At 62.2% G+C, this 23,287-nt stretch carries 17 protein-coding genes; all 17 read left to right on the top strand.

Annotated elements, in window-relative coordinates; translation table 11 throughout:
* Positions 1-38: 38 nt before the first annotated feature.
* The gene (locus tag ACNQR1_RS36830; protein ID WP_055109476.1) at positions 39-332 is read left to right on the top strand and encodes a WXG100 family type VII secretion target; all 294 of its coding nucleotides are present in this window, start codon (positions 39-41) and stop codon (positions 330-332) included.
* 35 nt (positions 333-367) lie between these two features.
* Complete coding sequence (locus ACNQR1_RS36835) at positions 368-658, top strand: WXG100 family type VII secretion target (protein WP_368569896.1); 291 nt, start codon at positions 368-370, stop codon at positions 656-658.
* A gap of 105 nt (positions 659-763) precedes the next feature.
* Positions 764-1,675 (top strand): ESX secretion-associated protein EspG, encoded by a 912-nt coding sequence (locus tag ACNQR1_RS36840; RefSeq protein ID WP_368569895.1) that lies wholly within the window; start codon positions 764-766, stop codon positions 1,673-1,675.
* A gap of 151 nt (positions 1,676-1,826) precedes the next feature.
* Positions 1,827-3,275 carry a MinD/ParA family protein gene (locus tag ACNQR1_RS36845; RefSeq protein ID WP_368569894.1) on the top strand — a complete coding sequence of 483 codons (1,449 nt, stop codon included), beginning with the start codon at positions 1,827-1,829 and terminating at the stop codon, positions 3,273-3,275.
* Positions 3,272-4,909 carry a type VII secretion integral membrane protein EccD gene (gene eccD / locus ACNQR1_RS36850; protein ID WP_368569893.1) on the top strand — a complete coding sequence of 546 codons (1,638 nt, stop codon included), beginning with the start codon at positions 3,272-3,274 and terminating at the stop codon, positions 4,907-4,909. Before ACNQR1_RS36845 ends, eccD begins: the two co-directional genes overlap by 4 nt.
* Positions 4,906-6,618 (top strand): type VII secretion-associated serine protease mycosin, encoded by a 1,713-nt coding sequence (gene mycP / locus ACNQR1_RS36855; RefSeq protein ID WP_418011059.1) that lies wholly within the window; start codon positions 4,906-4,908, stop codon positions 6,616-6,618. The genes eccD and mycP overlap by 4 nt, the downstream gene beginning before the upstream one ends.
* A 5-nt stretch (positions 6,619-6,623) precedes the next feature.
* Entirely contained in the window at positions 6,624-8,243 is a 1,620-nt protein-coding gene (eccE, locus tag ACNQR1_RS36860; protein ID WP_368569571.1) for a type VII secretion protein EccE, read from the top strand.
* Positions 8,244-8,271: 28 nt separating this feature from the next.
* Complete coding sequence (gene eccA / locus ACNQR1_RS36865) at positions 8,272-10,230, top strand: type VII secretion AAA-ATPase EccA (RefSeq protein ID WP_368569568.1); 1,959 nt, start codon at positions 8,272-8,274, stop codon at positions 10,228-10,230.
* Positions 10,193-10,510: a helix-turn-helix domain-containing protein gene (locus ACNQR1_RS36870; protein WP_368569566.1), complete on the top strand. Its 318-nt coding sequence runs from the start codon at positions 10,193-10,195 to the stop codon at positions 10,508-10,510. Before eccA ends, ACNQR1_RS36870 begins: the two co-directional genes overlap by 38 nt.
* A 923-nt stretch (positions 10,511-11,433) precedes the next feature.
* A complete protein-coding gene (locus ACNQR1_RS36875) occupies positions 11,434-11,562 on the top strand; it encodes a hypothetical protein (RefSeq protein ID WP_346418049.1) in 129 nt (42 codons plus the stop codon).
* A 429-nt stretch (positions 11,563-11,991) separates the two neighbouring features.
* Positions 11,992-13,401: a hypothetical protein gene (locus ACNQR1_RS36880; RefSeq protein ID WP_418050652.1), complete on the top strand. Its 1,410-nt coding sequence runs from the start codon at positions 11,992-11,994 to the stop codon at positions 13,399-13,401.
* The gene (locus tag ACNQR1_RS36885; protein ID WP_418050653.1) at positions 13,382-13,876 is read left to right on the top strand and encodes a hypothetical protein; all 495 of its coding nucleotides are present in this window, start codon (positions 13,382-13,384) and stop codon (positions 13,874-13,876) included. Before ACNQR1_RS36880 ends, ACNQR1_RS36885 begins: the two co-directional genes overlap by 20 nt.
* 350 nt (positions 13,877-14,226) lie before the next feature.
* Positions 14,227-15,441, top strand: a complete 1,215-nt coding sequence (locus tag ACNQR1_RS36890; RefSeq protein ID WP_418011062.1) for a cysteine desulfurase family protein — start codon at positions 14,227-14,229, stop codon at positions 15,439-15,441.
* Positions 15,438-16,448 carry a DUF4007 family protein gene (locus ACNQR1_RS36895; RefSeq protein ID WP_418011063.1) on the top strand — a complete coding sequence of 337 codons (1,011 nt, stop codon included), beginning with the start codon at positions 15,438-15,440 and terminating at the stop codon, positions 16,446-16,448. The genes ACNQR1_RS36890 and ACNQR1_RS36895 overlap by 4 nt, the downstream gene beginning before the upstream one ends.
* Positions 16,445-19,915: a hypothetical protein gene (locus ACNQR1_RS36900; protein ID WP_418011064.1), complete on the top strand. Its 3,471-nt coding sequence runs from the start codon at positions 16,445-16,447 to the stop codon at positions 19,913-19,915. Before ACNQR1_RS36895 ends, ACNQR1_RS36900 begins: the two co-directional genes overlap by 4 nt.
* Positions 19,908-20,741 carry a phosphoadenosine phosphosulfate reductase family protein gene (locus ACNQR1_RS36905; RefSeq protein ID WP_418024751.1) on the top strand — a complete coding sequence of 278 codons (834 nt, stop codon included), beginning with the start codon at positions 19,908-19,910 and terminating at the stop codon, positions 20,739-20,741. Before ACNQR1_RS36900 ends, ACNQR1_RS36905 begins: the two co-directional genes overlap by 8 nt.
* 179 nt (positions 20,742-20,920) lie before the next feature.
* On the top strand, positions 20,921-23,287 hold the full coding sequence (locus tag ACNQR1_RS36910) for a DUF262 domain-containing protein (protein ID WP_418011066.1): 2,367 nt from the start codon (positions 20,921-20,923) through the stop codon (positions 23,285-23,287).

The following is a 23,287-nucleotide window of genomic DNA, read 5'->3' on the forward strand; positions in this document are numbered from 1 at the left end:
ATCGATCCGATGCTAAATCTTTGTTAGGAGCTAACAGTATGAGCAAATTCCTCACCGACCCGGATCTGATGCGCGAGTACTCGGGCCGGTTCCACAACCACGCCAACATCGTGCAGGACGAGTCCAACAAAGCCTGGGCATCGTCTCAGAACATTGCCGGCGCGGGCTGGAGCGGCACCGCCCAGGGAACATCCACGGCCACGATGGAAGAAATGATGAGGGCCTTCCGGAACATCAACAACATGCTGCAGCACACCAGCGAGACCCTCGCCCGCAACGCCACCGAATACGAGACCCAGGAACACCAGTCCAGCCAGATCCTGTCGTCGTAACCCCATCCCGAGCAGCAATTTCAAGGAGGACACCAATGGCAAGCATGGATTACGACTTCGACGGTGTGGACAGCCATGGCTCGACCCTGATCGCACAGGCCCAGGCGTTGGAGGGTGAACACCAGGCGATCCTGCGGGACGTGGCCGCATGCGGCGATTTCTGGGGTGGTGTCGGCAGCAACGGCTACACCCAGTTCGTCGAAGAGTTAGGCCGCAACTTCCAGGTGATCTACCAGAGCCTGCACGAGCACGGCAACAAGGTGCGCACCGCAGGCAACAACATGGCTTCGACCGACGGCTCCGTCGGTGGGTCGTGGGCAGTGTAGGGCGACACTACGAGTTATCGCGGCGAGAAGCGGCGGCACCCTGCGATACGGGTGTCGCCGCTTTGCTGTATCAAAACAATGAATCGGACATGTGAGGGGCAGACCATGGTGACCACACCTGAGGACAACATCGCCGATGTGACCGTGAATCTGGCCGGCCTGTGGCTGTTGCAGGCGATCATGGGAATCCCCACGCTGGCACCGGATTTGGTTGCCGTGCCCTATGGGGCGGCGCGGACCGACGACTGGATCGGAACCCACCCCGGTATGGCGGCGCTGCGTGAACAAGGCGTGGTGGGCCGCGACGGCCGCATTATCGAGGGCCTGGCCCGCCGTCTCGACATCCTGGCAGCGCCCGACGTTGAGGTGGCCATTCACGCCGGTATCGGTCCGTTGGCACCGTCGATGCCCGATTTGGCGGACCCGAGCACCTGGCGGTCGATCCCGGAGGGGCAGCTGCGGGTGGTGCTGGCTCGCCGCGATGGTCGGTGGGTGTCGGCAGTGCGTGGCGGCGACGAGATCACCATTGATGACATACAGGGCGGCGGAACCTCGTGGCTGACGGCCAGGTTGCTGGGCCTGATCGACGCGCTGCATCCGTGCGAGCCGTCCCGCATCAGTGCGGTCAATGTGCCGCTCGAGGAGATCATGACGGTGGCCGCCGACCGTGCACAGACCGATGAGCAGTCACCGGTGCGCAACAGCGGGCTGCGGAAGCTGGGGGTGCGGTCGGCCGACATCGCTGAGCTGGCTGAGGTGCTCGACAGTCCCGTGGCGGAGGCGGTGATGTACGCGCGGGCGCACCGGGATACCGACGTGTTGTACAGCACGTCGGCGGTGAATGTGCGCGATACGGCAGCGGGCCGGGTCGTGTTGTATCAGATGGGTCGGATGCGTGGGTCCACGCAGGATTGGCAGGCGATCGCGCCAGGCCGAGCCAAAGTGGTCGAACAGGGCATCACGGCGATGCTCGACAGTGTGGGGGTGCGGTCGTGGGAGACCTACAAGCGGGGGTGAGCAAAGCGTGCGATTTCCGGTGGTATCTGAGCCCGCAAAATAATTCTCGGAAGATCACGTTTGACCGTCGCAAGCCGGTAATAGCGGGTCATAGGATTGGGATCAGAGCCCGTCAGAATGAAGCACAATTTTGGGTTGGGATTTAAAAACAATGGACAATCATGATTTCCAGGCCCGGTATCTCAACGATTCGCCGGGACAGGCCAGCGCCGCCGAGGACAAGTCCGGCATTGAGGATGTGCAGGAGGCGGTCATCGCCGAACCTGTGGTGCAACCGGAGCCGGAGGTGAGCAGCGCAGCCGCCCGGATTGACGAGCCGACGATCGTGCGGCCACGTTCGGCCGCAGAGTCTGAGGTGATTGAGCGGCACAGGCGGGGGGACACGACGCCGCCGGTGGGCAACGGGCGACCACCCAACGGAACTGTCCCACAGGGGTATTCCGACTACCAGCAAGCGCAATTCCAGCAGGAGCCGCCGTCCAACGGTCGCGGTAACCACCACGCGGCGAATACGGGTGGATGGCAGGCACGACAACCGTTCGAGAACCCACACGGGGTCGCGGTGACGCGGCCCGGCACTCAGCAGGAGAGCGCGGCACCGCTGCGAGTGTCATCGAACTGGGCATACGGTGCTAACGGGGCGCTTGACCCGGCCTGGGCCGGCGAGTCGACCAAGCACCTGCGCCATGATGAACTGGCCGCCAAGCGCCGCGTTCCTGCTGAGATGGGTTGGCGCAAAGCCGTTTATGCGGTCACCGGACACACGGTCAACCTCGGCGCCGGGCCCGCCGAACGAAAGCTGCGCGAACAGATCGCCCAGATCGGCAGCAACATTCCCGGAAACTATCAGGTGGCAGTGCTCTCGGTCGGCGGTGGAGTCGGCAAGACGCGCCTGACGGCCGGGATCGGCACAGTGTTCAAGCTGCACCGCAACGAACCGGTGATCGCGGTGGATGTTGACCCCACCTACGGGTCGTTGAGCCGGGTGGTGGACCCCAGAGCGACATCAGCGATCCGCGACTACATCTCCGACGCGCTGGTCACCACGTACCCGCAGTCCCGAAAGCACACCGGTCAGAATCCACAGGGTCTTGAAGTGCTGGGCGGCAACCAGAATGTGGGCGACCCAGTGATGTTGTCTCCGGAGTTGTTCGAGCACACACTGCAACGCACACAACGGTTTTACCCGCTGGCACTGTTGGACTGCGGCAAGGGTATCGAGCACGCGGTGATGCGGTCTGTGTTGCGGTCAGCGAATGCGTTGGTGATCGTGGGTGGATCGAACTTTGAAGGTGCCAGCGCCGCTGAGAAGACGCTCGACTGGCTGGCTGCCAACAGGGCCCACGATCTGCTGCGCCGGTCGGTGGTGGTGCTCAATGACCTGTTCGATTGTGCGAACCCGAAATTCCTGACAGCGGTGCGGCAGTCGTTCGAACCGCGGGTCGGGGCGGTGAAAACGGTGCCGTTCGATAAGCACTTGCGCGACGGGGCGGTGCTGGATTTCGATGCTCTGGCGCGGGCGACTCAGTTGGCGTTCATTGAGATCGCGGCGTGGTTGTCTGAAGGATTTCCGACTCCTGGTGGGGTGAGCCCGCGATGACGGCGGTCGCTGATCGGCAGGCCGACGACGCTGACCGCGAAGACAAGAGTGCGGCGGCTGCCGTGTCTTCGTCGCAGCAGTACAGCCGCGTACGTGTCGGGCTGATGGTGGACGGCGTTCAGATCGGTGTCGTTCTAGACGCGGTAGCGAAAGTGTCGCAGCAGGTTTCGGCACTGGTGGACCTTGCCAACATGCGGTTTGAGGAAATCGGGCGACCGCAGCTGGAGCTTTCCGGCGGGTACCTCGACCACGAGAAGACCAAGCCGGCGCGTGGCCGGTGGGCGTTGTGCTGGGTGGACGGCACGCCGCTGCACAAGGCTCGTTCACTGGCGGAGCAGGGGGTGGTGGACGGAAGCAAGCTGTGGCTGCGGTTCGTCGAGGACACCGAAGCCCGCACGCCGGTGATCGAGAATGTGACCACATTGGTGGCTGCGGAGTTCCGCAAGCGCTGGCCGGCGATCACACCGACTGCTGCCGCGCGCATCGGGGTGGGAATGTTGGCCGTCGGGGTCGGGCTGATGCTGGCGCTGTTGCTGCGTTGGCGTTACGGGCACGAAGGACTCGCTGCCGCGGTGATCGCCGCGGTGGTGGGATTGGGTCTGCTCGTCGCCTCGACGGTGGTGGCGATGCGGACGGCCTGGAATCAGCGTGACGTAGCCGGCGGCGCAGCGGAAAACAAAGCCGCGCAAGAGGAACTGGCCGCAGAAATCGCCGTTGGTGATGTTCTGCGGCTCGTGGGGGCCGCAGCCGTCGCATTGGGGGCTGCGATGGCCATCCCGGGTCCGCTGGGTGCTCCCAATGCCGGGCTGGGTGCCGGTGTCCTCGTCGCGGCCGCGGGGATGATCGCTCGCTACACCGGCCGCCACATCGCACTGTGCACCGCGGTGATCACCCTCGGTGCCGCCGTAATCGTCACGGGCGTCGCGCGAATGGTCCTGGTCACCTCGGCGGTGACGCTGCTGACCTGTTTGCTACTGGTGGCGATGGTCGGACTGAAACTGACGCCATCGATCGCGCGCGCTGCATCGGCGGCGATTCAGTTGCCGGTGATGCCGCCGCCGGGCCGCCCGTTCGTCTTTGAGACCCGACCGTATCTGCCCAGCGAGGTGGTGGTGGCCTCCGGTGAGTCATTGACCTTGGAGGGTGCCGAATCGCTGCGGCGTGTGGAACTGGGCCGCGCACGTGCCCACGCCTACATGACAGGGCTGCTGTCGGCATGGGGCATTCTGCTGATCGTCAGTTGTGTGGGACTGTGCAACCCGCACGCCTCGCGCCGATGGCTGATGGTGTCGTTGGCGGCCGTGGTCGCGAGCGCGGTCCTGCTGTTTGGCCGGTCCTACACCGATCGGTGGCAGTCGGCCATCCTCGCGGTGGTCGCGGTGACGATCGCCGAGACCGTGGCGGTGCGGTATGTCGTAGGGCTGTGGTCGTTGCCGGCGCTGACGATCGGATCCGCAATGCTGGTCGCGGTGCCGGCATGCGGGCTGATCGCGGCCGTGGTTGTGCCGCGCTCGGTGTACACCCCGGTGTTCAAACAGGCCGTCGAGATTGTCGAGTACCTGTTGTTGACGGCGGTGTTCCCGCTGTCGTTCTGGGTTATGGATGTGTTCGCCGCGATCCGGTACCGCTCATGACCGGCGGTGTGTATCGGGCGCTGGCGGGGCTGGCGACGGTGAGCTTGGTCGCGACGTCGACGTTGTGGGGCGCCGTGCCGGCGGCGGCGATCGAGGAGCCGACAGTCGACCCCGCGGCGTTGCCTGCGGACAGTCCGCCGGCGCCGCTTGAGCCGATGCGCCAGGGCGCGTATTGCACCCGGGTGGACACCCTGCCCAATACGGACTACCGGGTGCAGCCGAAATACATGGACATGCTGAATCTGCCCGAGGCGTGGCGTTGGGGCCGCGGCGCGGGTGTCAAGGTCGCCTTGATCGACACCGGTGTGAGCCCGCATCCGCGCTTGCCCAACCTTGCAGGGGGCGGCGACTATGTGGTCGAGGGCGGTGACGGGCTCTCGGACTGTGATGCGCACGGCACCTGGGTGGCGTCGCTGATCGCCGCCTATCCGCTGGACGGAAAGACCCCGCTGCCCCCGCCGCGGGAGTCCCGGCGACCAGAGACGGTGCCCAGCAGTGAGGCTCCGCCACCGCCACCACCACCCCCGCCGCCTCAAACAGTGATCGTCCAGGTACCGCCGCCGCCCGCTCCGGGGAGCCCACCCCCACCCGAGCCAGGCGGGGCGCCGGCCTCGTGGCAGCCCACCAGCACCACAGTGCACACGCAACTGGTGGGCAACCGCTGGCAGATTCCGCAGACGCCCGGCGACGGGGTGGACGTTCCCGCCGAACCACCAGCACCGCCACCACCCCCGGCGGGACCGCCTGCCGACGGGTTCTCCGGGGTTGCGCCCGATGTTGAGCTGATCAGCATCCGGCAGTCGTCGAAGGCATTCAGTCCCAAAGATGCCTTCGGCAACCAAGATCCGGTGACGCGGCGCAAGTCGGGCGATATCAAGTCGATGGCATTGGCAGTACGACACGCCGCCGATATGGGAGCCCAGGTAATCAACATCAGCGAGGTGTCCTGCATGAGCGCACTGAACGTGATCGACCAGGCCCAGCTGGGGGCGGCGCTGCGGTACGCCGCGGTCGAACGCAACGCCGTGATCGTTGCGGCCGCCGGCAATGCCGGCGACAGCGGAAACAGTGACTGCAGTCAGAACCCCGCACCGGATCCACTGAAGCCGGACGACCCACGCGGGTGGGGCCAGGTCAGCACGGTGGTCACCCCGGCGTGGTTCGACAAGTATGTGCTCACCGTCGGCGCAGTCGACTCCAACGGCAACCCGCTCAGGGATCTGAGCATGTCGGGCCCATGGGTGGGCATCGCAGCGCCGGGCACAGACATGGTGAGCCTTTCACCGCGCGATGACGGTCTGATCAACGCTACCGAAGGACGCGACAACAAGATGGTCGCTCCGGCCGGCACGTCGTTCTCCGCGGCGATCGTCACGGGCGTCGCCGCGCTGGTGAGAGCGAAATATCCGCAGCTGACCGCGCATCAGGTGATCAACCGGCTGATCAACACCGCACGGCCACCGGCCAGCGGTGTCGATAACCAGATCGGTCATGGCATCGTCGACCCGGTCGCCGCGCTGACCTACAGCGGGGCCGATGGCGATCCGGTTGGCGAGGAACGTCTTTCGTCGCCGCTGATTCTGCCCGCGCCGGTTCCTGCGCGGAACATGACACCGGTGTGGTGGTCGCTGGGTGGGCTCTGCGCCATCGGCGCACTCTGCGTGATCACTGTGGGACTCAACGCGATCCGATCGAGGAGGCAGCAGTGAAACCCATGGCTGCACTGGGGGTCCAGGCCCGTTGGCTGCGGCTGTCGGTGACGTTCATGGCGGCTGTAGCTGTGCTGGCGATCGCATCGGCTACCTTGGTCGGCCCGGCCGCGATAGCGGTGTCGGCGGTGGTCGTGGTGTTGGTGGTGGGACTGGGCGTGCTGACCTGGCGGCGTGAACACCTACTGACACTGGGAATCCGGCTGCTGCGCCGCCGAGCACACGGCCTGCTTGCACTGGCGCCGGCCGTCGATCACGCCGGCCGATGGCCGATCGTCACCTCGGCGGTACGCGGACACGGTGACGAGGCCATTGCGGTCGTGGCGGTGGATGGGCCCTCCCATGTCCCTGCCTCGCTTGACCATCAACGGGTGGTGTCGCCGGCCGGCCTTCCCATCGCGGTGATCGCTGATGCGCTGCGGCAGTTCGACGTGCGGCTGTCCGGCATCGACGTGCTCAGCCGGGGCCGTCGCCGCGCTGCCAATGGGCATCATCACTATGCGGCAACGTATTCGCGGCGGGTGGGGGACCATGGCGCTATGGGCACCCGCCGCACGCTGTGTGTGTTGCGGATGAACAGTCAGGACAACGTGGCCGCTGTGTTGTCGCGCGACTCGGTGGCAGACACGGTGACTGCCTGTGCCCAACGGCTGGCTGCGGAGCTGACGGCCCGGCAGTGTTCCTCTCGGGTTGTCGATTCCGCCGAGCTGGCCACGATCGATGACGAGCTGAGCCTGGGGGTCACCGAACCGGCTCATCAACTGTGGGGCGGCCTACGCCACGGTGGCGGCGTGGTGACCACGTACTGGGTGTCACCCGAGGACATCACCACCAGCACTCTGGATCGGGTGTGGGTGCCTGATTGCGATCACACCGCGACAGCGCTGCAGTTACGGGCCGGTTCGGACGGCACCACCCGGGTTGGACTGCTGGTGCGTTACGCCACTGGAGGTCCGCTGCATGAGCCACCGGTGTTAGGTCTCAATCCGCTCTCGGGCCGTCATGACTTGGGGTTCCGCGCTGGGCTGGCCGACGCGGCCACCCCAGCGCTACTGGCTCCCCATCGGGTGCTGGAGGCAGGGGAGAACTTGTTGGCTCCGATCGGGTCGAACGGGGTCATCATCGGGTCGACCATGAACGGTCATCCGTTGCTGCTGAACCTGGCCAGCTCGGTACCGGGGGCGACGTCGACAGTGACGGTGGCCGGCGAGGTAGCACTGCTCATCCAGCTGGCCATGTGTCACGCGGCCATTGGATATCACGTGATCGTGCGGTCGTCGCGGCCGCAGGTGTGGCGCCCGGCCGCGGGTGCGGGTCTGCACATCGTGCCGGGGCTTCCTCCAACCCTGCCCGACAACGGCGAAGGGGCGATGGTCATCTATGACGATCCCCGGGCCAGCGCGCCTGCCAGTGCGTCGCGGGCGGCGGCGGGTCCGCGTGCTGCGATCACTGTTCGCCTGGTGCCTGCCCGTTCTACCAGTGTCGCCGATGTCCACATGGAGCAAGATCACGATTCTCCGAACACGTGCGGCATCCGGACGGCCGCGTTCACCTATCGGGAGAGAATCGATTTGAGCGCCGAACGGGATCTGATCCGGACGCAGGCGCGTGGCCGGGTGGCCTGACAACACCAACAGACGACGAAGAGGGCCGATGACCAGTGTGAACGCGACATCATCAACCGACGCTGCCCGCCAGGCGCTGATCCGCGGAATGCTCGCGTCGGGGATCGGCGTGAACACTATGATGCCCAGCGACAACGCTGAGGACGCGACCCGCTCGTTTCGGTTTGCGACCGACAAAGATCCGTCGATGTGTGATGCCTGGCTGGGCCGCATTCTGACCGGAGAAGACTCCGTCAAGGTTCTGTACGGGGCGTGGAACGCTCGGGACACGTTCGGCTGGGAGATCCGCCGACTCGGCGTGGTGCCATCAAAATTTGTGCCCAAGGTTTTCGACGGCCTGTTCCTGAATGTGCAGATCACCTCGCCGGATTCGTTGGGCGCGGCCTACGGGACAGTGCTGAGTCGCAGCGGGCGCTACGCCGACGCCGACAAGGTGCTCTCGGCGCTGGCGCCCAGCGATGCGTTCGACGCGGACCTTGTCACGTATGCCCTTGGGGTGCTGCATTTCCGGGCCGGTAGATGGGCGGATGTGCATCGTTTGTTTCCTGCGGACAAGGTGTGGCGGATACCGGCATACGGGGCAGTTGCGGCGGCAATGGCCACCACGGCGCTGGCCAGCCTTGGTGTGTTCGAGGATGCGTTTCGCCGTGCCCAAGGCGCCATTGACGACGACGTGGTGCCGCATGCGGCGACCATCGCCCTGTACACGCAGGGGATGTGCCTGCGCCACCTGGGCAGGCAGGACGACGCCAGTCAGTTGCTGCGCCGGGTGTATGCGCGTGATCCTCAATTCGCCCCGGCCCGCGAAGCACTCGACGATCCGCGCCGGCAACTGAGTCTGACTACTCCGGAGATGATCGAGGGGCGCACTGACCCGTGGGATCCCAGCACGGAAACCACACCGGAAATGGTGGCAGCTGAGCAGCACGCTGATCTGCTCGCCGAGGCAGAAAAGATGTTGGACAAGCAGATTGGGCTGCACGACGTCAAACGCCAAATCCAGACACTGAAAGCCACCGAGAAGATCAACGCGGTCCGGGTGCAGCGTGGGCGTTCGCCGATCGTTCGCAGCCATCATATGGTGTTCGGCGGACCACCCGGAACAGGGAAGACGACGATCGCACGAGTGGTGGCCTACATCTATTGCGGTTTAGGCATTTTGGAGAAGCCGACTGTCGTTGAGGCCAGGCGCGCTGATTTGGTCGCTACACATCTGGGTCAGACAGCGCCGAAGACCGAAGCCAAGATCGATGAGGCTATGGGCGGCATTCTGTTCATCGACGAGGCGTACAGCCTGATCCAGGAAGGGTTGTCTGGCGGGGATGCGTTCGGTCAGGAGGCCATCGACACGCTGCTGGCCCGTATGGAGAACGACCGGGACAAGTTTGTGGTCATCATCGCTGGCTATATGAGTGAGCTGGACCGACTCCTGGAGTCCAATGATGGTCTTGCCAGCCGGTTCCGCCGCAGGATCAACTTCCCCTCCTACAGTCCCGAGGAATTGGGGGACATCGCCGCGTCGATGGTTACCGACAATGAGTCGGCGATCGACGAGGAGGCCATCGGCATCCTGAAAGCGGTGTGTGCGTATCTGGAGCCTCAGAAATGGCCCAGTGTCGAATCCAACGGGAAGCCAGGCAAACTGCGTCCAGCCCTGGACGTCGCCGGAAATGGTCGATTCGTGCGGAACGTCGTCGAAGCATCCTTCGAAGCACTGGCTGAGCGGCTCATTGAAGACCATGGCGGTGACATCGAGGACGTCGACGACACCATGCTCACGACCATCACCGCACGTGACATTGCGGCGTCGGTGACGCGGCTGCTCGAAGATACAGCTCCCTCCACCGAATCGGACATTGGCAGCGCAATCGCCTCGCTAACCGCCGGACACCCACCAGAGGAGACCGAAATCGGATCGAGCTCAACGATCGAGGAAATTAGAGGTGCACATGCAAGCCTTGTCGGGCAAGATCAACCGCCTCTTTGAGGTCATGCACCGCCGGAATGAGCCCGCCATGTCGACTGAAGCTGCAGCGGCAGGGATCGTAGAGCGGACGGGTGTCGCGATCGATCCGGCTTATCTAGGTCGGCTGCGGTCAGGAGCGGGGTCGACGCCCAGTCGACCTGAGCTGGTAGCCATCGCCGAATTTTTCGGTGTATCCCCCGAGTATTTAACCGAGGACAGGCCGGACATCGAGGACCAACTGACCCTGTTGGAGATGATGCGCGATGGTCCGCGCGTCTTTGAGTGCCGGCGCCTGGGCTAGCAGTGGGCAAGATTGGGAAACTGGGCTCCGTTGACTACGTTGAGCAACGAGCAACGACATGGAAGTGAGAAAGCCCATCATGCCCATAGCAACTGCGATGAGAACCTACACGCGGGTGTTGTGGGTAATGTTGTGCCTCCTCGCAGTGGCTGGGTGCGAAGGCGGACGGCGCGAACCTACAGCCGACGTTACAAGCAGCGATAGCGCCTCTCATGAAGGGGCGGGGGGCTCAGCAATTGAGCAACCGAATGACCCAATTCGCGACCTACTGGATCTGGCGAACTTCGGGATCCACTGCTTTGCGACACCGGCGGACGCGGTGTCGGCGCAGCTGCGTGCAAGTAAGGCAGCCGAGAGACAGAATGCCGAAATGGATCGAGCGTCCGAAGGCCAGTTGAAGCCGGCACCGGGAAGCTACCTCTACGTCAGTGATGTCGGGGAGAGTGGTCAAGGGCCACTGTGCTACTCGGTGAGTACGGGTGCCCTGCACTAACTCTGGTGTTCCACAGTTTCTAATTCCATGGCAGTTCATCGTTCTAGGTCACGCGGCCTTTGTGGGGCTGCACCTGTCATGCCGCGGACCGCGCCTGGTGTCGGCAGGTTCCACCGGTGACGGTGGTCGCTGTCGAGCAGTCGGCGGGTGTTCTCCCGCGAGCGTGGACCAGTGCCGTGCGGTAGTGGCCGAGAACGTCTCGACGCCACGGTCCTGGACGCGTTCACGTCCGCGTGTTATCTGGGGTCAGATAATGGTGTGCCCTATTGTTCCCGATGAGATGAAGGGTCCGAACCGGGCCTAGTCGGAGACAGCCTGTAGCGGTGGTGTTCCCGATAAGGTGTGAATCGTGGCCGCCGTGGGCGCGGGATGGGATGTCTGGCTGGAATTCCGATGGAACCGGTTGGGCTCGGTGTGCGTCTAACGTTTTGTGGACGACGAGGACCGCCAGGTGTTGCTTGCTGAGGGGCTTGATCCGGACGACCTGCGCGTGAGGGCGGCAATTGATTTGGTGCGGTGGGAACTTTCGCTCGTGTTCGGTGGTGATGCTGTCGTGTGAGGGCGGCCCGCCGTCTGTGTGCCTGCGGGCGGGCGCGCAGTGACTTGGCGCGTCGTCAGGAACGTACTACTGGTCGCATACTCTGGATTTGAGAAGTTGCTGAGGGTCGGTTGAAGCAGTTGTCTGCAGAGCTGTGTGGTGAGGGGGAAATTCAGTGGTGCATGAGCTTTCGGTGGATGGCGCGGGGCTTAACAACGCGGCCTCGCAGAGTGCGGAGGTCGCTGATGCGCTTTCGGTCACAGGGGTTGAGGGCTCGGCGTTCTCGGGTCAGCCCAGTCACTTCGCTGTCGCGGCGCTCGACGGTGCACTTGCGTCAGCGCGGTCCCGCCAGGCTGGCCGTGTCCGCGGACATGCTGACGATATGCGAACTGCCAGCGCGCGTTACTACACGACCGACGGTGACGCTGCGGGTGATTTGACGAGGTGGGTATGAGCCCCGCCGCCCCGGCATCAGATGCGGCGCTGACGCGGTCGCAAATCGAGAACTGGGATTTCGCTCATTTGGACGCAGCCGCCGCTCGATGGCGGGCATCCGCTTCCGAATCTGAGGAACTGTTCGAACAGCACCGTCAGAGCGTGTCGACCCCAGGTGGCACGGACTGGCATGGCAGCGCCAAAGATGCCGCATGGGAGCGGGTCAGTGCGGACACCACAGTGGTCGGTCGACAAGGTGAAGTCCTGAGCGCTGCCGCCGATATCGCCTTCGCCGGAGTCAGCGATCTGCGCGCCGCCCAACGCACGGCATTGGACGCGATCGCCGAAGCGGAAGCGGACGGATTTCGTGTCGCAGAAAACTTCTTAGCCACCGATACGCGTCGGATCGATATCTCTACGATGTCGTCCCGCTACACGGCGGCTTCCGAACACACGGAGAACATGCGCTGGCATGCCGAGCAACTCCTGGCTACGGACAAGCTGATCGCGCAACGCATCTCGGCCAAAGCCGCTGAGCTGGATACGATCATGTTCGACGGCGAAACTCGTGGAAGCAACGGCAGCATCCAGTTCGTCAACAACGAGGAACAGAAGTCGCCGAAAGATGAGGCGATGGAACGCGTTGCCGAACCGCGCAGCGAGGTCGCCGAACCCGGCACGTGGCCGCCTCCCGGCACGCCGGTGTCCGGCGGTACGCCGGGCGGTGAGCACTACGGCCCAAGCGGGCTTGGGCCCCCGGTGCCGGGCGAGTCGCTGTCAGAGCGGCCCAAGCCGCCGGCGTGGACACCCAAGGATGTCGGCTCCGGTGGCGACGCCACGTTCGGTACGTGGGAGTCGCGGCTCCCGTCTGACCAGCTCGACAAGTGGGAAATCGATGCGGTCCGTGAAGGAATCGCGTCGGTGTGGCCCGAAGCGGAACGCAATATGTCCCACTATTTCGGTGTCAGCGGTGCACCGTTGGAACAGGATGTCGGCAAGATGCTCAACGACCTGCCCAGCTTCCGGGAATCGGTTGACACGCGGATGCAGGAGTTGGGGGCGAGCGCGATAAACCAGGCGCAGGCGTCGGGTGCTACCGGACCGTTGACGTTCCCTGTCAATACCGACTGGATCGGCAACGCGATTCCGCAGTCGGACCGGAACTGGTATCTGGCGATCGGCAACTTCGATTACAACCTGGGTGGAGAAGTGACGGTGTACCCGCCGACTCAACCGGGCGGGCAGTGGACCTATTCGATGGATGCCGATCTGAACATGAGGGATCGGTACAACTGGGACGTGCAGAAAGCCACGCCGATCGCTGGTGTGCCGATCAGCGACAACCAGTTGGGCCGCTTCCACATGATCGGCTGGGCAAAGGAGTTCACCATGTACGGAAGCACCGGTGTCCACAGTGGCAACTAGAGCACTGGCCGGCATTCTGCTGATCTGCTGCATGGCTCTGGCGGGCTGTAGCCCAGTCGATCGTGAGCCCGTCGCGGCAACGACAACCTCCACTCCGAGCTTGTCACCGATCGACGATGCCCGCGAGGTGATGGGGTCGTTCGGCCTTACGCTGCCGACGCACGCTGAACAGGTGCGGGTGGTCAAGCCGCCGCTGGAGGACTTCCGAGCGAAAGCAGTGGTGAGCTTCGTCGCTCCCCGCGCCGAGGTGATCGATCAAACGTGCAGTACCGTCAAATACAAGGACTTCGACCATCCGCCGTTGCTTGGTGGGACCATCGACGGTGACTTACTCAAAGCCGCGGATATCACCGTGGATCGCTTCGATTTTGGGGCCTGCGAGCAATACATCGGTGGGCGCAAGATCTTGGTGATGGTTCCCCGATTCGAGGGTGAGACGACTTACGTTGTGCTGTATCACATGCCGTACCGGTGAATCACGGAACGGACTCACCTTAAGCGGATGTCTGTAATGGTCGCTTGATCGGCGGCCGGCCCGTCGCTTTGCCGATGTCCCGCGATGTCATGGCTGCCCTGAAAGGTCGGTGGCCGTGGCTACGGTGATCTGATCTGCGGCCGTGCTGCGGGGACGCCTGGTTGATCGCCTGTTGCATCTCCAGGACTGTCACCAGGAGTGGACCGAGTACTCGATTTCTACTCCTGGAGTGATGTTGTGGTGGTCGTCCAATTGTCGCCAGGGAGGTATAAAGTGTCCTTCTGTACGCCTGGTGGCCGTGATCGATCGTGGCACCGAGCGCCCCAGGAGCGACATAAGACTGTTGCTTGATGGATCGATCTACGGCGGAGGTCGGAGTGCAGGAGCGATCAATTTACTGCGACCACAATGCGACGACTGCTATGCGCCACGCTGCGGTCAAGCAGATGATGCGGTGGCTCGAGATCCCGGCAAATTCGTCGAGTCGACATGTTTGGGGACAGCGAGCCGCTGCCGCGGTCGAGGATGCTCGGGAACGGGTAGCCACAATTGTTGGTGCTCGACCTCGCGAGATCATCTTCACCTCTGGGGCAACCGAGGCGAACAATCTCGCGATTCACGCCGCGCTGGCCAATCGGCCGCAAGCGAGATTGATTACGACCGAGGTCGAGCATGCAGCAGTACTGTCCGTAGCGCGAGCTCACCGCGGAAGCGTTTTGGTGGGCGTAGACGAATGTGGCCGAGTCGACCTTGCTGCCCTTGCCCAGGTTTTGCGAAACCACCCCGGTGCAGTCGTATCCGTGATTGCTGCAAACAACGAGACCGGGGTGATCACTGACCTCCCATCCGTCAGCGCGCTAGTGCGGGGATCGGGGGGCTTGCTGCATACGGACGCGACGCAAGCGGTCGGCCGGATCCCGGTCAATGTGGATCATTGGGACGTCGATCTGCTGTCACTGTCGGGCCACAAGTTTGGTGGGCCGGCAGGAACGGGAGCCCTGTATGTCCGGCGCGACGCGCCGGTGTCCGCGCAACCCATATTCCGCGGAGGCGAACAGGAACGAGGTTGGCGGCCGGGAACGGTCAACGTCGCCAGCGTCGTCGCGTTAGGTGCTGCCGCCGACGAGGCCGCGTCGGCGATGCCAAACGAATCCGGCTACGTTCGAGCGATCCGGGATCGCTTCGAGAAGGTGGTCTTACACAGTCACATCGGCGCGCGGTTCAACGGTGCCAACGCATTGCGCTTGCCCGGAGTTAGCAGTGTGACGTTGCCTGGTCGCCCAGCAGATGCGGTGATGGCAGCGATGCCTCATGTTGCCGTGTCCGAAGGGTCGGCCTGTTCATCAAGCACACTTGAGCCTAGTCACGTACTCCTTGCGATGGGCCTCTCACGTGAAGAGGCCGACTCCACGCTGCGGTTCTCGTTCGGCTATACCAACGAAGCGTCCGACGGAGAGTTTGCCGCGGAGGCGTTGATCGCGGCAGTGGAAGCCGTGGATGCTGCAATCGGATCCACGGAGTTGACAGTGCGGTCTGCGACACAACGGCAAGGCGCACTGGCATGACGGGTCTCGCCGACCACGCACAGCGTCGTTTCGCTGGACATGAGACGTTCGCGCCGCGGTTCGGCTGGCTACGCAAAGCCTACGAGGCCGTTAAAGACGGCGGTGCCGGCCCTGATGGCGAGTACAGTGCTGCGTTCCTCACACCCACTGCGCCGGTCGATCTCGGCGTAGGGAAAAACATGGTGAACGCGATCAGGTACTGGGCGTTGGCCTTTGGACTGACAGACGAGAAGAGTGTCGACACGAAGTCGCGCGCACGGTATGCGAAGCCGACAGCCGAAGCCCGCTGGTTGTTCGGCGAGCACGGTGTCGATCCGTGGCTTGAGCAGCCAGCGACGCTGTGGCTTTTGCATTGGTGGTTGCTACGACGCACATGCCTTGTACCGACCTGGTGGGTTGCGTTCTACCGCACGTCTACAACGCGGTTTCAAGACAGCGGGCTTGTCGTCGAGGTCGAGCGTGCCATCGACGCCGCTGCGTGGGAGCCGGTGAACCGATCATCGATAGTGAAAGACGTTGATTGCCTCACCAAGATGTATGCTCCCCGCCGTGCAGCTGCTGGTTCGCCGGGCAGCATTGAGGATCTTCTGGATAGCCCGTTTCGTGAACTCGGCATCCTAGAGGCGGTTCCCGGAGAGACGCGGGAATGGCGATTCGCTGCGAGTCCGCGGCTTCCGGCGCCACCGGAAGTTGTTGTCTACGCATGCCTGGACTACATGGCCAACCATGACATTAAAGGTCAGATCTCCACTGCACGTTTGGCCCAGGAGCCTGGTGCAGTCGGTCGTGCACTTCGGTTGAGCGAGCCAGCACTGGTGGAAGCGCTCGATGAATTGTGCACAACGTCAAAGGATCTCCATCTGACTGACAGTCTCGGTCAACGTTCCTTCGTCGTCGACGGTCCCCCGGATCGACTGGCGGAAACCATCATCAACGAGTACTACCGATCGACACAAACGGCAGCTGGGCGGAAACGTCGCGGGGACCGACGCAAGGAATCGGCATGAGCCTGAAACCGTCGAATGCTGCACCGCTGCAAGGCATTGGTATTGTCACGCGCCAGCTCAGATCGGCAAACGTCGAACACGACACAACTGCGGTAGCTCTGGATGGCTACGTGGTTACCAACCGGGGGCTGGCGTTACTGCAGCGGATCGCTACTGCTCTAGATCATCCAGACTCGTCCCGTGCCTGGGCAGTAACTGGGCCATACGGTGCCGGCAAATCCTCATTCGCGGTTATGCTTGCCGCCGTCTTGTGCCCGCCACAAACGGCGCGGCGGCGTGGACGCTCCAGGTCGCCGGTTAGCCACGCACAGGACTTGGCGTTGACTGCGATACGGCAGCGCGATCATGATCTAGCTTCGACACTCGAGCGGCACGCTGCTCGTGCACCGATGCTTCGCGCCGTGGTGACTGCCCGTCGTGAACCTGTAACCACAACCGTGTTGCGTGCTCTGCGCGCTGCCGCCGCCGATGATCATGCCTTGGCAGCAGCTTTGGACTCGATGCCGACCGACGCTGGCCTTGACGCTGCTCTCCTCGAGGTTATCCGGGACACAGCGGCGCGGCGGCCGGTGCTCATGATCATTGACGAGTTCGGCAAGAATCTTGAATACTTCAGTGAAAGTCATAGCGGCGGTGATCTTTTCTTCCTGCAGGAACTGGCCGAACTGGCGTCAGGTCATCGTGCTTCTCCCATCTACCTGCTGACCTTCCAGCACGCAACATTCACCGAATACAGCACTGGAAGCACGTCCCTGCAGGGCCGCGAGTGGCGCAAAATCCAAGGTCGATTCCACGACGTCACCTATTCGGACGACGCCTCTGACGTGGCAGCGCTGGTGGGTGCCACTCTCACCCAGGACCTCGACACCGGTGGCCAGACAGTACTGCGCCGGTATGCCAAGGCTGCGACGACTCACTGGCGGGAACTAGGCCTCGACGCGCTCCTATCAGGTGATCCCGACTTGTTCGCCGCCACCTATCCCGTGCACCCTCTGGCGTTGACCAGCCTGCCGGAACTGTGCGCACGGCTCGGTCAGCACGAGCGCACCCTGGCGGGATTCCTCACAGCCGATGAACCACACACAGTGGCCCGATTTCTGCAGGGCACTCCGGCAAGCCGGGATGTCAAAACACTGGCCACCGTCAAGCTTGACACGGTGTACGACTACTTCGCTGACACCATCACCAGCGGTGCCGCCGCTGCCGGTGGCCGCTGGATCGAGATCACGGCACGCATCGAGTCAGCTCGGCACCACGACGACATCGACGAGATTGATCTACGGTTGCTGAAGGCCGCAGGCCTGCTCAACTTGGTGAGCGCGGGAGGAGTACTGCGAGCTAGCTTGCCGGCCTTGACGTTCGCCCTGAGCGACCCACAGCAGGTCACAGCCGCAGCTCGCGCCCTCATTGCCCGACGAATACAGAGCCTGCAGGACCGAGGCTATTTGACGTATCGCCGCCACGACGACGAGTATCGGCTGTGGGCTGGCACAGACATCGACATCGCTGCCCGCGTCGAAGGTTTGCGCGAGCAACTTGGTAGTGCGGCCGTTGCCGAATTGCTTACTCGGAGTTATCTACCGACCGCAGTTGTCGCCGGCCGGCATAGTCAAGTCACTGGGATGCTGCGCTACTTCCAGCCGATGGTGGCGGATTCCGCATCAGCCGCGGTCAGCGGTGATCGACTCACCGGTCGACCGGACGGATTCATCGTGATGGATCTGTCAGGTGGCGAGGCTTCCATAGAGGCCGGACAAGGAGTACCGGTTCTCGTTGGTAGCACCCCGGACGCCGCTACGATCCGCCGGGCAGCGACTGAAACGTTGGCCCTTGGTGAGCTTTTGGATGCCGCTGACCTTGATCCCGTCGCGCGAGCCGAGGTCAAGGAAAGGCTTACTAGCGCTCGATCCGTCCTAGCGAATGTCGTGACTCGCGCTTTCGACCCAACCCGTAAGGATGTCGACTGGCGGCTACGTGTCGATGAACTTGGGTTGGATCAGCCGATGGGTCTCCAGCCCAGCATGTCGGCTCTGGTTTCGGCCGCATGTGACATTGCGTATTGCGACTCGCCACGGATTCGTTCGGAGATGCTTGGGCGACATCAGCTCACGAGCCAGGGGGCCAAAGCGCGACGTGAGTTGCTCACTGCACTGGTGCAGCATCCCGGTGCACCCTGTGCTGGCCTTACCGGGCATGGTCCCGAAGTCGCAATGTACCGCGGCGTGGTCGAACATCTCGGGCTTCACGGTCCAGGTGCTACCGATGCAGCGTACGGATGGACACCGCCTAGTCCGCACGATTCCAGCGGGCCCTGCTATCAAGCTATGGTCGATCACATCCGATCTCACGCGGATGGAGTCACTGCCGCAGAGCTGGAAACTCTCGTGGCGAAGCCACCGTACGGCGTCAAAGCGGGCGTTTTTCCGATTCTGCTGGCCGCTGTCCTGTCCCTCGACCTCGACATTGCCATCTTCGAAGACGGTACGTTTCAGACTGCGCTACAGCCAGAACTGCTCGAACGTGCGATCAAAGGCCCTGAACGAATCATCTTGAAACACAGCGCCGTCGGAAGCGGACAAGCAGCAGAAGTGATCGGCAAACTAGGTCAGGCCTTCGGTCTCACCGCCGGTCGGCGCCGGGCCACCCGAGCTCCCAGTCTCGTCTTAGTGGTGGCGACACTTCTGCAGAACGTCAGTACGATGTCGGATTTTGCCCGCCACACTCGGCGCGTGTCCCCGCAGGCCGTCGCTGCTCGTACCGCGCTGCTGACGGCCCGCGACCCCGCGCACCTCATTTTCCACGACTTGCCAGTCGCGCTCGGCTACGACGTCATCACCCCCGACAGCCCAGTTGATGCGAAGACAGCCGCTCAGCTCGTCGCTGCCATCACCAGCACCATGGACGAACTCCGGACAGCCGATGCCACCCTCGCCCAATCGATCGCTGACAACCTCGGATCCGCCCTGTCGCCACCTGCAGTAGGAATATCCGCGATCCGACGAACTTTGGCCCGGCAAGCCCGACTCATTTCCATTACGCCTACCGACCTCACTGTCAGGGCGTTTCTCCAGCATGCCCAGCAGGACACCCTTGACGATGCAGACTGGCTTGCTCAGGCCGCAATGATCATCGAGTCGAAGCCGCCGAACCAATGGCGTGACGAAAATGTGGACAGTTTCGCCGCCGGCGCCCGACACCTACTCCGTGCTATTGGACGGCTGTACGCGCTGCACCTCGACGCCCCGGGTGAGAACGGCTCCGCACATCGACTGACGTTGACTGCACCTGACGGCCAAGAGGAGCACCTGGTGGTCGAGGCGACATCGAACCCGGATGCTGAACAGGTACTCGACCGGGCTCTGGATAGTGCCCGAGCTGTCCTCGGCGCAGATGCCGAACGACAGCTGCTATCGCTACTTGCCAGCCGAGCATTACGCAACACCACTGTAGGAGCGCTACATGAGTGAACACATCCAGCAGGCCGCTGAGCGGCATGTCCTCGGTATCTCTGGCGGCAAAGACTCTGCCGCACTGGCGATTTACCTGCGAGACCGAGTGCCTCAGATGGAGTACTTCTTCTGCGATACAGGCTCTGAGCTACCCGAGACCTACGAATTTCTGAGCCGACTTGAAACCGCACTCGGCAAACCGATCGTTCGCCTCAACGCAGAGCGAGGCTTTGACCACTGGCTGCAGGTATACCAAGGGACATTGCCCAGTCCGCAAGTCCGTTGGTGCACGAAAAACCTAAAGATACGCCCGTTGGAAGCCTGGCTTGGTGATGAACCAGCGCTCAGCTACGTCGCGATCCGAGCCGATGAAAACCGCCTCGGCTATGTGTCAACCAAACCCAACATCCAAACGACGTTCCCCTTCCGCGACGACGGCATCGACAAAGCCGGTGTGATGCGCATCCTCGACGAATCCGGAGTAGGTCTACCCGACTACTACCAGTGGCGTACCCGCTCAGGCTGCTACTTCTGCTTCTTCCAACGCAAACACGAATGGGTCGGACTTGCCGACCGCCATCCCGACCTGTTTGAGAGAGCGCTGGAGTACGAGGACAAGGTCAACTTCCAGGCCACCGCGATGAAGGGACGCGACTATACCTGGTCGGATGGAGAGAACCTGCGCGAACTCCTCGCTCGTCGCGATGAGATCGAAGCGAAACACCAAGAAGCGCTGCAACGTGCCGCGCGACGCCGACCTGTGAACTTACCGCTGGTGGACGTCCTCGCCGACGCACTCGACGACGACAACGACGAGGCGGGATGCGCGGTTTGTCACCTGTGAAGGCCAAACGGTCCGTTTCGCGTCCCTGGGTAACGCTGTGTTGAACTAGGCGGACGTGGTTGTGGCGAGGTTGTCAAAGCCGAACCCAGTGTTGTTTGTTCCGAAGTTCGTCCGCGATGATGTAATGCGCAATGGGCTAGCGCGCCCGATCACCGTATGGCAAGAGGGGGAGCCGGTTTATGCCAACAGAAGCCAAAGATATCTTCGAAGCCCATAGCAAGAGCTTGCGTGAACTACTCACGGAGAATGGACTCGGGCTCTACCTACCGCCGTATCAGCGCCCTTATACCTGGAGCGGCGATAAAGTAGAGAAACTGATTGACGACACATTGCATGGATTGCACAATTTAATTGACGGGGCGACTGACAGCTTTACATTTCTCGGCACTGTAATTACGATCCACGATATCAATCACGTGACGATCTTGCCTATCGTCAAGGATGAAGTGCCAGCGAAAGTCTTAACAGTGATCGATGGGCAACAACGAATATCCAGTTTGCTGTTACTCATTGCGTGCTTGCATAACTTGATCAGGCAGAAGCATTGGAATGTATTCAAAGGAAAATCGCCGGCGCCCGATGACGAGCCTGCGACTGCGTTACACGAAGAAACCATCACGCTTCTTAAGTCCCTAGGGCTAGCGTTCTATCAAAAGCAAGACGTCGGTGATACGCCAATTTATCCTCGCCTCATTCGTTCATTCAGCGACCAATGGGCGAAGAGGAGTAAGCTCAGTAAGTACATGTCGCCGATTGCGCATCTTCTCTACGACTACGGCACGCTCGTTGATGCCGAGGACGGCAATGGTCGTAAACCCACAGATTTTCGGCCAACTGCCCGCGCTGGTGTCGGCGACGGTGAGGTCGATTTGATTAAGCGGTTTACGGAAATGCGCAGTGACTTCATCAAGTTGGCCCGCGGCGACGAGATGGAAGAATTCGAGCCGCTGCCACCTCTCAATTCGCTAGCCGAGAACCCCGAAGCTCAGAGGGCGCTCTTCAACCACCCGTTGAAGGAGAGTCTATGTAACTGGATAAAGGTAGTCGATGACCCTGCCATAGTGGAGCTCACCCGTTTAGCGATGTTGGGGGCATATGCGCTCAACCGTATTGCGCTGACGGTCGTAAAAGGCAAAGATGAAGATTACGCCTTCACGATATTCGAGTCACTCAATACCACTGGCGAACCGTTGACCGCTTTCGAGACTTTTCTCCCGCGGGTGGTGATGGCTGAATCGATTGAGAATTATCAAAATTCGAAAGCTCATGAGCAGATGGCTGTGGTGCAGGAGCATTTATCGCAATTTCCTGCCGGTGACCGACTGCAGAACGCTACTCGGGAACTTCTTGTGACGTTTGCTCTCGCCGAAACTGGGACCAAGCTATCCAAAAGGCTCGCCGATCAACGAGTCTATCTAAAAGAAGAGTTCGACAAGTGTAAAGATGAAGAATCCAGCAGGCTGTCGTTTTTAGGTCATTTGAAGGACACCGCCACATTCGTAGGCGAGACGTGGGAATGCAACGACGGAAATCGCAAATTGGTGGGTTTGGAGACGTCCGCCATGACGGATGCGGTCCGGCTGTGTCTTGCGTTTCTCGTCGACCTCAAGCACACCGTTACGATAGCTCCGCTGGTCAGATTCTATTCTGAAGCACTGCGGGCCGATGACGCTACCCGCCAAATCAAAGTCAGTAACTTCGAAGAAGCGCTGAAGGCAATTACCGCGTTCACAGTTCTGTGGCGGGCATCGCGCTCCAGCACTGGAAACATCGATCGTGAATACCGCGAGATCATGGCTGGATCGTCATCGCTCACCGGCATGGACCCGCTCGCGCGGCGCCGGAGAACGGGGCCAGATATTCCCGCACCGACGGTCGATGTAGATCTACTAAAATCCGAGTTGCGTCATCGACTAGTGCATGCCAATCACGGTGACCTCTCGTCATTGGAAACTTGGCTCAACCGGTCCCGAGAAGTTCCCCTGTACAACGTCAGCCGACCGCTGACACGATTCCTTTTACTCGCCGCCTATCACGACTCTGTGGAGGATCCGGATCACCCCGGATTGATCAAGCCGGGTAAGGCCGGCGTCGCACCTTGCTTGACAGGACAAGGATGGGCTGACGACGGTCATCTCACTATCGAACACATCGCCCCCCGGACGAGCACGAGTGGTTGGGATGAAGGGTTCTACACCGAAAAGGCCACCGTCCATCAGATTGGCAACCTTGTACTTGCCCCAGGCGGAGCAAACAGCTCGCTGAGTTCCCGGCCTTGGGCCGAAAAGCGTGTGCTGTACGGCGCCTTGGGTGCTCGGACACCAGAGGACGCCAAGAAGGTCCTCCAAGACGCGGGGATGACGTTCGCACAGACCACTGAAGAACTCGCCGGGCTCTCGCACTACCTTCCACACCTAAACGCGCTCTACCAACGTCACGAACCTTGGACTCCCGGATTCATGGCCATACGTGCGGAACGCCTACTACGGCTCGCTTACGCCCGACTATCGCCGTGGCTAGGACTTGACCTTCCGCATGCGGACTAA

The organism is Mycobacterium sp. 48b, assembly GCF_048282725.1.
Classification (GTDB): domain Bacteria; phylum Actinomycetota; class Actinomycetes; order Mycobacteriales; family Mycobacteriaceae; genus Mycobacterium.